Genomic DNA, 8,399 nt, shown 5'->3' on the forward strand with positions numbered 1-8,399 from the left:
CGCAAGAGCGCTGCCCCCCAGGCCTCCGCCGCGCCGCAGGCTGCGGCTCCCGTCCGGCGTCGCGCCGCGGCGCCGCGCAAGCCGAAGCAGGACGTCGTGACGCTCGGCGAGACCATGATCGACGCGCTGACGGAGATGCCCCGCCAGGCCGCCGCCATGGCCGACATGATGATGGGCAACAACAGCGACCAGGACGCCGAGCCCGCCCCGAAGGCGGTGCGCCCGCGCCGGAAGAAGGCTGCCGAGGCGCCGGCGCCGGCACCGGAAGCCGAGCCCGCCTCGCCCGCCGCGGCGGAGTCGGATGCTCCGGACGAGACGCCCGCCGGCAGCTGATCCGCCGGATGTGAGGGATGGAAAGGCGCCGTGGCGACACGGCGCCTTTTCTCATGGGCGAGGCGGCTTTCCGGCATGGCCCGGCTGCCTTAGCCTCGGCGCGCCGCGCGGCTTCGGCCGCGCCCGTCATCCGAGGAACGTCCATGACCGAGAATCTGCACCGCGTCCTGTATCTGAGTTATGCGCCGGAGGCGGTCTACGCCATGTGGCGCAAGGCGCTGCCCGAGGGATGCGAGCTGCTGACCCTCTCGGCCAACAGCGACGCGGAGCGGCTGGAGAAGCTCGCCATCGCCGATGCGGTGATCGTGGCGCCCGCCGTGCTGCGGCCCGAATGGGTGGAGAAGGCGCCGCGCCTGAAGCTGGTGCAGCACCAGGGCGTGGGCTGGCAGGGCGAGACGCCGATCCCGGAGCTGCGCGCGCGCGGCATCCGCCTGGCCATCAACCCCTCCGGCACGGCCGATGTGGTGAGCGAGCACGCGCTGGCGCTGATGTTCGCCTGCCTGCGGCACATCCCGCGCACCGACGCGGCGATGCGGCGCGGCGAGTGGCTGGGTACGGCGCTGCGCACCGTCTCGCGCAACCTGCGCGGCCGCACGGTGGGCATCGTCGGCATGGGGCGCATCGGCTCGGCGGTGGCGGCGCTGCTGCAGCCCTTCAAGGTGCGCGGCCTCTATGCGGACCCCTACCAGAAGCTGCCGGAGGGGCTGGAACTGGCGCTGGGCTTCCGCCGCGTGGAACTCGACGAGCTGCTGCGCGAGTCCGAGGTGGTGACGCTGCACCTGCCCGCCACGCCGGAGACGCACCACCTGTTCAGCGACGACACCTTCGCGCGGATGCGGCGCGACGCGGTGCTGATCAACTGCGCCCGCGGCGCGGTGGTGGACGAGGCGGCGCTGGCCCGCGCGCTGAAGGCCGGCACCATCCGCGCCGCGGGCGTGGACGTGTTCGAGCCCGAGCCGCCGCGCCCGGACAACCCGCTCTTCGCGCTCGACAGCGTGGTGCTGACGCCGCATGTCGCCGCCGGCACGCTGGACGCCATGCAGGCCAAGGTCGCCGGCGCCACCGCCAATATCGGCCGCTTCTTCCGTGGCGAGGCGCTGCAGGACGAGATCGACCTCTCGGCCTGAACCGGCGCAGGGTTTACCCGTTCGGGCGGAAACCCGACGGCCGCGCCGTGGCTTGAACCGCCATGCGCGTAAAGGTCATCATCAATGGCGGCGGCGGCTCGGTGCGCGGCGAGGATCTCTCGCTGCGCATCGCCACCGCCTTCGCCCGGCACGGCGCCTGCGCCAGCATCACCCAGGTCGAGGGGGAGGCGCTGGAGAAGGCCACCCGCGCCGCGCTGGCGGGGCGGTGGGACGCCATCGTGGCCGGCGGGGGCGACGGCACCATCGGCACCGTGGCCGGGCTGCTGGCGGGGCAGGAGACGCCGCTCGGGGTGTTGCCGCTCGGTACCCTCAACCACTTCGCCCGCGACCTCGGCATGCCGGACACGCTGGAGGAGGCGGCCGCCATCATCGCCGCCGGCCACCTTCGCACGGTGGATGTGGCGGAGGTGAACGGGCGGGTCTTCATCAACAATTCCTCGGTCGGCCTCTACGCCGACATGGTCTCGGAGCGCGACAGGCACCGCCGCCGCAGCGGCTGGCGCAAGGGGCCGGCCATGCTGCAGGCCTCGCTGCGGATCTTCTGGCGCTTCGGGCGGCGGCGCCTGCTGGTGCGCGCGGAGGGCCGGCAGGAGCGGCTGCGCACCCCGCTCGTCTTCATCGGCAACAATGTCTACGAGACCAGCCTGCCGCGCCCCGGCACCCGCCAGGCGCTGGATGAGGGCGTGCTCTGCCTCTGCGTCACGCGGCCGCGCAGCCGCCTCGGCATGCTGCGCCTGGCGCTGCGCGCCGCCTTCGGCCGGCTGCGGGAGGAGCGGGATTTCGAGATGCGGCGGGTGCCCGAGGTGGAGATCCGCAGCACCTCGCCCGTGCTGCGCGTCTCGCTCGATGGCGAGGTGGCGACGATGGCGACGCCGCTGCGCTACCGCATCCGCCCCGGTGCGCTGCGCGTGCTGGCGCCGCCGCCCGGGGCCGCGCCGGGCGCGGTGCCGGAGCGCGTCAGCGCCGCAGCAGGCCGCCCGCCACCAGCAGATCGGCCGTCGCCGGGCTGAAGGCGCAGGGCACGTCATAGACCAGCGCGATGCGCAGCAGCGCCTTGACGTCCACGTCATGCGCCTGCGGCGCCAGCGGGTCGGGGAAGAAGATCAGCGCCTCGATCTCCCCCTCGGCGATCATGCCGCCGATCTGCTGGTCGCCGCCGAGCGGGCCGCTCTTGACGGTGCGGATGTCGAGGGCCGGGTTGCGCTCGCGCAGCACGCCGCCGGTGGTGGCGGTGCCGATGATGCGGTGCGGCGCCAGCTCCGCCGCGTGCCGCGCCGCCCATTCGGCCAGCGCCGGCTTCATCCGGTCATGCGCGACGAGGGCGAGGGTGATGGGCATGGCCGCGCGCGCCTCAGCCGAAGGTGCTGAGCAGGTCGTCCACCTGCGCCGGCGTCAGCTCGCGCGCGGGCATGCCGCGCAGCATCAGCGCCAGCTTGGCGGATTCCTCCAGCTCCTCGGCGGCATAGACGGCATCGACCAGCGTCTTGCCGGAGACCACCGGGCCGTGATTGGCCAGCAGCAGCGCGCGCGCCTCCAGCGCCGCCGCGTGCACGGCCGGCTCCATGGCGGAATCGCCGGGGCGGTAATAGGGCACGATCGGCAGGCGGCGGCCGACGCGCATGACGAAATAGGGCGTCAGCGGCGGGATCGGCGCATCCTCCCCCGGTGCCGCGAGGCAGCCGATGGCGGTGGCACAGGTGGAGTGCAGGTGCACCACGGCGCCCGCCTCCGGCCGCGCGGTCAGCACGGCGCGGTGCAGGAACACCTCCTTCGAGGGCTTGTCGCCACCGAGATGCGACCAGTCCGGCGCCAGCTTGCTGATGCGTGCCGGGTCGAGCCGGCCGAGGGAGGAGTTGGTCGGCGTCATCAGGTAGCCATCGGGCAGCCGCACGCTGATGTTGCCGGCGCTGCCGACGCTGTAGCCGCGGGCGAAGAGGCTGGCGCCGAGCTCGCAGAGCAGGTCGCGCAGGTCGGATTCAGTCATGCCGTGAACGCCTTCAGGAAGAAATCGCGGGCGCCGAAATTGCCCGATTTGAGCGCGAGGTGCAGGCCGGCCGGCTCCGCCCCCGCCGTTTCGGCATAGGTCCAGGGCACGCCGGGGTCGATCTGCGGGCCGATGCGCAGCGTGGCGATGCCGAGCCGCTGCACCACCGCGCCCGAGGTCTCGCCGCCCGCCACCACCAGCCGCCCGACGCCGCGCGCGACGAGCGCGGCGGCGATGCGGGCCAGCGCCCTCTCCACCAGCGCGCCCGCCGCCTCGCGGCCGAGCGCCTGCTGCAGCGCCGCCACCTTCTCCGGCGGGGCGGAGGCGGCGATGACCACGGGCCGCGCCTCGGAGAGCTTCCCCTCCATCCAGGCCTCGGCCTCGGCGAGCAGCGCGGCGGCGTCGGGCGTGGCCAGCGGGTCCAGCTCCAGCACCGGCACGTGCAGCCGCGCCAGCCCGATCTGCGCCAGCGTGGCGCGCGAGCAGGAGCCGGCCAGCACCGCCATGGCGCCGCGCGGCGCGGGCAGGGCGTCGGCGTCCGAGCGGTCGGGCAGCAGGCCCTGGTCGCGGAAATTCTGCGGCAGGCCCATGGCGATGCCGGAGCCGCCCGTCACCAGCGCATGCCCGGCGCAGGCGCGGCCGAGCGCGTGCAGATGCGCCTCCGTCACCGCGTCGGTGATGGCGTAGCGGCGGCCGCCATCGCGCAGCCGGGTGAAGGCTTGGCGGATGGCGGTCTCGCCCTGCTCCACCACGGCGAAGGGCACGAGGCCGACGCCGCCCTCCGTCTGGCGCGAGAGCACGCGCACCAGGTTGGCGTCGCGCATCGGCGTCAGCGGGTGGTTCTCCATGCCGCTCTCGCTGAGCAGCGCGGCGCCGACGAAGAGGTGGCCCTGGAACACGCTGCGCCCATTCGCCGGGAAGGCCGGGCAGGCGATGGCGAAGCCGGATTGCAGCCGCTTCAGCAGCGCATCCGCCACCGGGCCGATATTGCCCGCATCCGTGCTGTCGAAGGTGGAGCAGTACTTGAGGAAGATCTGCCTCGCGCCGGCGGCGAGCAGCGCCTCGCAGGCGGCGAGGCTCTCGGCCACCGCCTCGGCGGCCGGCGCGGTGCGCGACTTCAGCGCGACGACGACGGCATCCGCCTCCGGCAGCGGGCCGTGCGGCACGCCGATCACCTGCACCGTCGTCATGCCATGGGCGACGAGCATGGCGGCGAGATCGGTGGCGCCTGTGAAATCGTCTGCGATGCAGCCGAGCAACGGCATCGGGGCAATTCTCCTCGCTCAGTTCCGGCGGCAGGGTAGCACGCCCCGCCGCCGGGACGAAAAAGCCCCCTCAGCGCCGCCGCTTCGGCGGCGGCGGCAGGGCCAGGAGGTCGGTGTGGCCGATACGGGCGGAGAGGCGGCCGCGCATCGCCTGGGCGCGGCGCGCCTCGGCCCAGGCACGGATGGCGGGGCCATGGCCGCGCGGCAGGGCGGCGAGCGCCGCGCCGGCATGGCCCTCGGCCAGCGAGTCCGCCATCACCGGCGTGTTGGCGCCGATGATCCACGGGCTCGGCGCGGTGCGGACGGCGAAGCCGCGGGCGCGGAAGGCCACCGCCATGGCCGCCGGCGCCGCGGGGCCAAGCGCCGCGCCACCAAAACCCTTGTCGCGGATCTGGTCGCGGCGGAAGCCGCGCGCCAGCAGCCGGTCCGCCGGGTGGGACGGATAGAAGCCCTCGCGGCCATCGACGTTCAGCGCCGCGTAGAAGGGGATGGCGAGCGCCTCCGCCATCCGCCGCACCCAGCGGCGGGAGACGAGGTCGCACAGCGCGGTGCTGACGATGCCGTCCGCCTTCTCCAGCGGCAGGGCGCGCGGCCCGGCGGCGAGGTCGGCAACCAGCGCCTCGACGCGCCAGACGCCCTGCGGCGTGTGGACGAGCAGGGTGGTGTCGCGCGGCCAGGTGGTGGTCCAGCCGGCGAGGATGGCGCGCTCCTCGATGGTGGCGAAGGCGCGCTGCAGCAGGGCGGGGTCGGCATCCACCAGAGTCCAGTGCTGCGAGCGGCCGAGGATCGGCGCCAGCCAGCGCAGCAGGGAGCCGGTGCCGGCGCCGAGATCCAGCAGGTGCGGGCGCGGCGGCAGCGCGTCGGCCAGGGCGAAGGCCAGGTCGGCGTTGCGGGCGCGGGCGTCGAAGGGTTCGCGCAGCGCCAGCCAGTCGCCGTCGAAGCCTTCGGGGGCGGATCGGTTCATCGGGCGGCCTGCTCCAGCTCGGCGGCGAAGGCGGTGGCGCGGTCGGCCCAGCGCGGCAGGCGCTGCCCGGCCTCCCAGGCGGCGTCCGCCATCTCGGCGCGCAGCGTGCGGTCGAAGATCGGGCGGCGCATGGCGCGGGAGAGGGCGGCGACATCGCCCGGTGCCGCGATCACCCCCGCCGCCTTCGGCACCACGTCGGCGATGGCGCCGCCAGCGGTGATGGCCACGGGCAGGCCGCGCGCCAGCGCCTCGGCCGCCGCCATGCCGTAGCCTTCCCAGTGGGTGGCCAGGGCGAAGAGGTCGGCGCGGGCGTAGAGGGCTTCCAGCGCCTCCTGCACCACCTCGCCGGCGAAGGTCACGCGCTGGTCGATGCCCAGCTCCCGCGCCAGGGCGGCGACGCCCTGGGCGTGCACCTTGTCGCGCGCGCCGCCGGCGATGGTCAGGGTCCAGTCGAGGTCGGGCAGGCGGGCCAGGGCGCGCAGCAGCACGTCATGCCCCTTGCGCGGCACCAGCACGGCGACCGAGAGGATGGCACAGCCGGGGCCGCCCGAGCCTTGCGAGCGCTCCGCCGGGTCGGTGCCCGGCTCGACCACGCCGATGCGCGCCGGGTCGGCGCCGAATTCCAGCGGCAGCCGGTCGGCGGTGAGGCGGGATGTGGCGACGAGGCGGGCGAGCCGCGGGAACAGCAGCGTCTCGCGCTGGCGCAGCTCCTCGCGCTCCTCCGGGGCGAAGCCGGGCTCGATCGCCGTCGGGTGGTGGATCAGCCCGACCGCGCCGCGCGCCTCCAGCTCGTCGGCGAAGGGGGCGAAGGCGGGCAGGCCCAGCCCGTCGATGATCAGCCGCGTGCCCTCGGGGATGGCGTCCAGCGCGGCGCGGGCCGAGGCTTGGGCGGCGGCGTCGGGCAGCGGGTGGCGGCCTTCCAGCTCCACCACGCGCACCGTATGGCCGGCCGCGCGGAAGCCCTGCACCAGCCGGCGGTCATAGCCATAGCCGCCGGAGATGGCGCTGAAGGGGCCGGGGACGAGAAGGGCGAGGTCCATCGTCAGACCGCGGCCTCGTAGGCGGCCCAGGCCAGCGGGCTCTCGCGCAGCAGCACCTTGATGGCCTCCACCTTGCGGCCGCTCTCGCCGAGCCGGCCATCCTTCACCGCCGCGCCGAGCCGGCCGTGGATGTGCTGGCAGAGGAATTCCGTGCTGGTGTTCTGCCCGGCGAATTCGGGCACCGTGTCGAGGTTGCGGTAGTCGATCGCGTCCAGGATGCGGCGCAGCTCGACGCGGGCGGCGGCGATGTCCACCAGCAGGTTGGCCGCGTCCAGCCGGGCGGCGCGGAACTCGGCCTCCACCACGAAGGTGGCGCCGTGCACGCGCTGCGCGGGGCCGAATTCCTCGCCGCGGAAGCTGTGGGCGACCATGATGTGGTCGGCGACCGTCAGGCTGAACATGCGCGGGTCAATCCTTGCTCTGGGGCGGCCGGCGCGGCGGCGCCGTAGGTGATGACAGGGCAGAGTGGCGCCGGATGGCCGGGCGGCGGCGGCGCCAGCAGCGCCGCCATGCAGGCCGGCAGCGCCTCGAACGGCACGCGCGGCCCCACCAGCGCGTCCAGCACCGGGTCGGCCAGCAGGGAGAGGGCCAGCGCCATGCGCTCGGCATGGCTGCGGCGGCCGCGCATGGCGGGGGAGACGCTGCCCACCTGGCTGGAGCGCAGCGTCAGGCGGCGGGCGTGGAAGGCCTCGCCCAGGGGGAGGGAGACGCTGCGGTCGCCATACCAGGAGGCCTCGACGATGCGCGCCTCCATCGCCGCCAGCGTGAGCGCGGCGCGCAGCCCCTCCGGGCTGGCCGAGGCGTGCAGGATCAGCTCCTGCTCGGGCGGCGCCTGCTCCGGCAGGGCGAAGCGGGCGCCCAGCGCCTCGGCCACGCCGCGGCGCGCCGGGTCGGTGTCCTGCACCGTGACGCATGTGCCGGGAAAGCGGCCGATGAGCCAGGCGCAGAGCAGCCCGACCACGCCGGCGCCGATCACCAGCACGCGCTCGCCGGGGATGGGCGCCGCGTCCCAGACGATGTTCAGCGCCGTCTCCATGTTGGCGGCCAGCACGGCGCGGTGGTCCGGCACCGCATCCGGCACGGGGCTGCACATCCCGGCCGGGGCCAGGAAGCGGTCCTGGTGCGGGTGCAGGCAGAAGACGCGGCGGCCCCGCAGGGCGGCCGGCCCTTCCTCCACCACCGCCACGGCGGCGTAGCCGTACTTGACGGGGAAGGGGAATTCGCCCTCCTGCAAGGGCGCGCGCATGGCCTGCCACTGGCTCTCCGGCACGCGGCCATGCAGCACCAGCCGCTCCGTGCCGCGCGAGACGCCGCTGGCGAGGGCGCGCAGCAGCGCCTCCTCCGGCCCGCGCGGCGGCAGGGTCTCGGCGCGGATCTCCCCCTGGCCGGGCGCCGTGGCCCAGAAGGCGCGCGCCCTCATGGCGCTGCCGTCTCCGGCGGCTGTCCCGGCGCGGTGCAGACGGGGGCGCAGACGGGGGTGCAGACGGCGGGGCGGGCGCGGTGCAGCGCGATGTCGAACAGCACGTCCTCGCCCAGGCTGTGCACCGCCCAGGTGAAGCGCAGCCCGTCGGCGATGCGCGCCGCCTCGGGCAGGGTGAAGGCGGGGATGCCGGAGCCGAGCAGCACCGGCGCCACCGTCACGTGCAGCCGGTCCAGGCAGCCGGC

The 8,399-nt window shown here is 75.0% G+C and carries 9 protein-coding genes and 2 pseudogenes; 3 read left to right on the top strand and 8 right to left on the bottom strand.

Going from position 1 to position 8,399, the window contains the following annotated elements:
- From ACZJYS_RS20615 to ACZJYS_RS20625, 3 genes and pseudogenes are all read left to right on the top strand, one after another.
- Window positions 1-333 (top strand): annotated as a pseudogene (locus tag ACZJYS_RS20615) (hypothetical protein); the annotation flags it as partial.
- 143 nt (window positions 334-476) lie between these two features.
- Window positions 477-1,460, top strand: a complete 984-nt coding sequence (locus tag ACZJYS_RS20620; protein WP_379651815.1) for a 2-hydroxyacid dehydrogenase — start codon at window positions 477-479, stop codon at window positions 1,458-1,460.
- A gap of 62 nt (window positions 1,461-1,522) precedes the next feature.
- Window positions 1,523-2,491, top strand: a complete 969-nt coding sequence (locus ACZJYS_RS20625; protein WP_109514977.1) for a diacylglycerol/lipid kinase family protein — start codon at window positions 1,523-1,525, stop codon at window positions 2,489-2,491.
- Here ACZJYS_RS20625 and ACZJYS_RS20630 read toward each other — a convergent pair.
- The 8 genes and pseudogenes from ACZJYS_RS20630 to ACZJYS_RS20665 form a co-directional block, all read right to left on the bottom strand.
- The gene (locus tag ACZJYS_RS20630) at window positions 2,439-2,819 is read right to left on the bottom strand and encodes a methylglyoxal synthase (protein WP_109514978.1); all 381 of its coding nucleotides are present in this window, start codon (window positions 2,817-2,819) and stop codon (window positions 2,439-2,441) included. The two genes, ACZJYS_RS20625 and ACZJYS_RS20630, sit on opposite strands and share 53 nt — an antisense overlap.
- Before the next feature lie 13 nt (window positions 2,820-2,832).
- The gene (gene otnC / locus ACZJYS_RS20635; protein WP_493180162.1) at window positions 2,833-3,465 is read right to left on the bottom strand and encodes a 3-oxo-tetronate 4-phosphate decarboxylase; all 633 of its coding nucleotides are present in this window, start codon (window positions 3,463-3,465) and stop codon (window positions 2,833-2,835) included.
- Complete coding sequence (gene otnK / locus ACZJYS_RS20640; protein WP_109514980.1) at window positions 3,462-4,730, bottom strand: 3-oxo-tetronate kinase; 1,269 nt, start codon at window positions 4,728-4,730, stop codon at window positions 3,462-3,464. Before otnK ends, otnC begins: the two co-directional genes overlap by 4 nt.
- A 70-nt stretch (window positions 4,731-4,800) precedes the next feature.
- The gene (locus ACZJYS_RS20645) at window positions 4,801-5,694 is read right to left on the bottom strand and encodes a class I SAM-dependent methyltransferase (protein ID WP_493180163.1); all 894 of its coding nucleotides are present in this window, start codon (window positions 5,692-5,694) and stop codon (window positions 4,801-4,803) included.
- Window positions 5,691-6,734, bottom strand: a complete 1,044-nt coding sequence (locus tag ACZJYS_RS20650) for a glycosyltransferase family 4 protein (RefSeq protein WP_493180164.1) — start codon at window positions 6,732-6,734, stop codon at window positions 5,691-5,693. The genes ACZJYS_RS20645 and ACZJYS_RS20650 overlap by 4 nt, the downstream gene beginning before the upstream one ends.
- Before the next feature lie 2 nt (window positions 6,735-6,736).
- Entirely contained in the window at window positions 6,737-7,135 is a 399-nt protein-coding gene (locus tag ACZJYS_RS20655) for a 6-pyruvoyl trahydropterin synthase family protein (protein WP_379635050.1), read from the bottom strand.
- Window positions 7,123-8,154, bottom strand: coding sequence for a zinc-dependent alcohol dehydrogenase (locus ACZJYS_RS20660; protein ID WP_379651819.1), 1,032 nt, complete (start codon window positions 8,152-8,154; stop codon window positions 7,123-7,125). The genes ACZJYS_RS20655 and ACZJYS_RS20660 overlap by 13 nt, the downstream gene beginning before the upstream one ends.
- Window positions 8,151-8,399: pseudogene (locus tag ACZJYS_RS20665) on the bottom strand (hypothetical protein); the annotation flags it as partial. The pseudogene ACZJYS_RS20665 and the gene ACZJYS_RS20660, both read right to left, overlap by 4 nt.

This window comes from Roseomonas sp. TS2 (assembly GCF_058833935.1).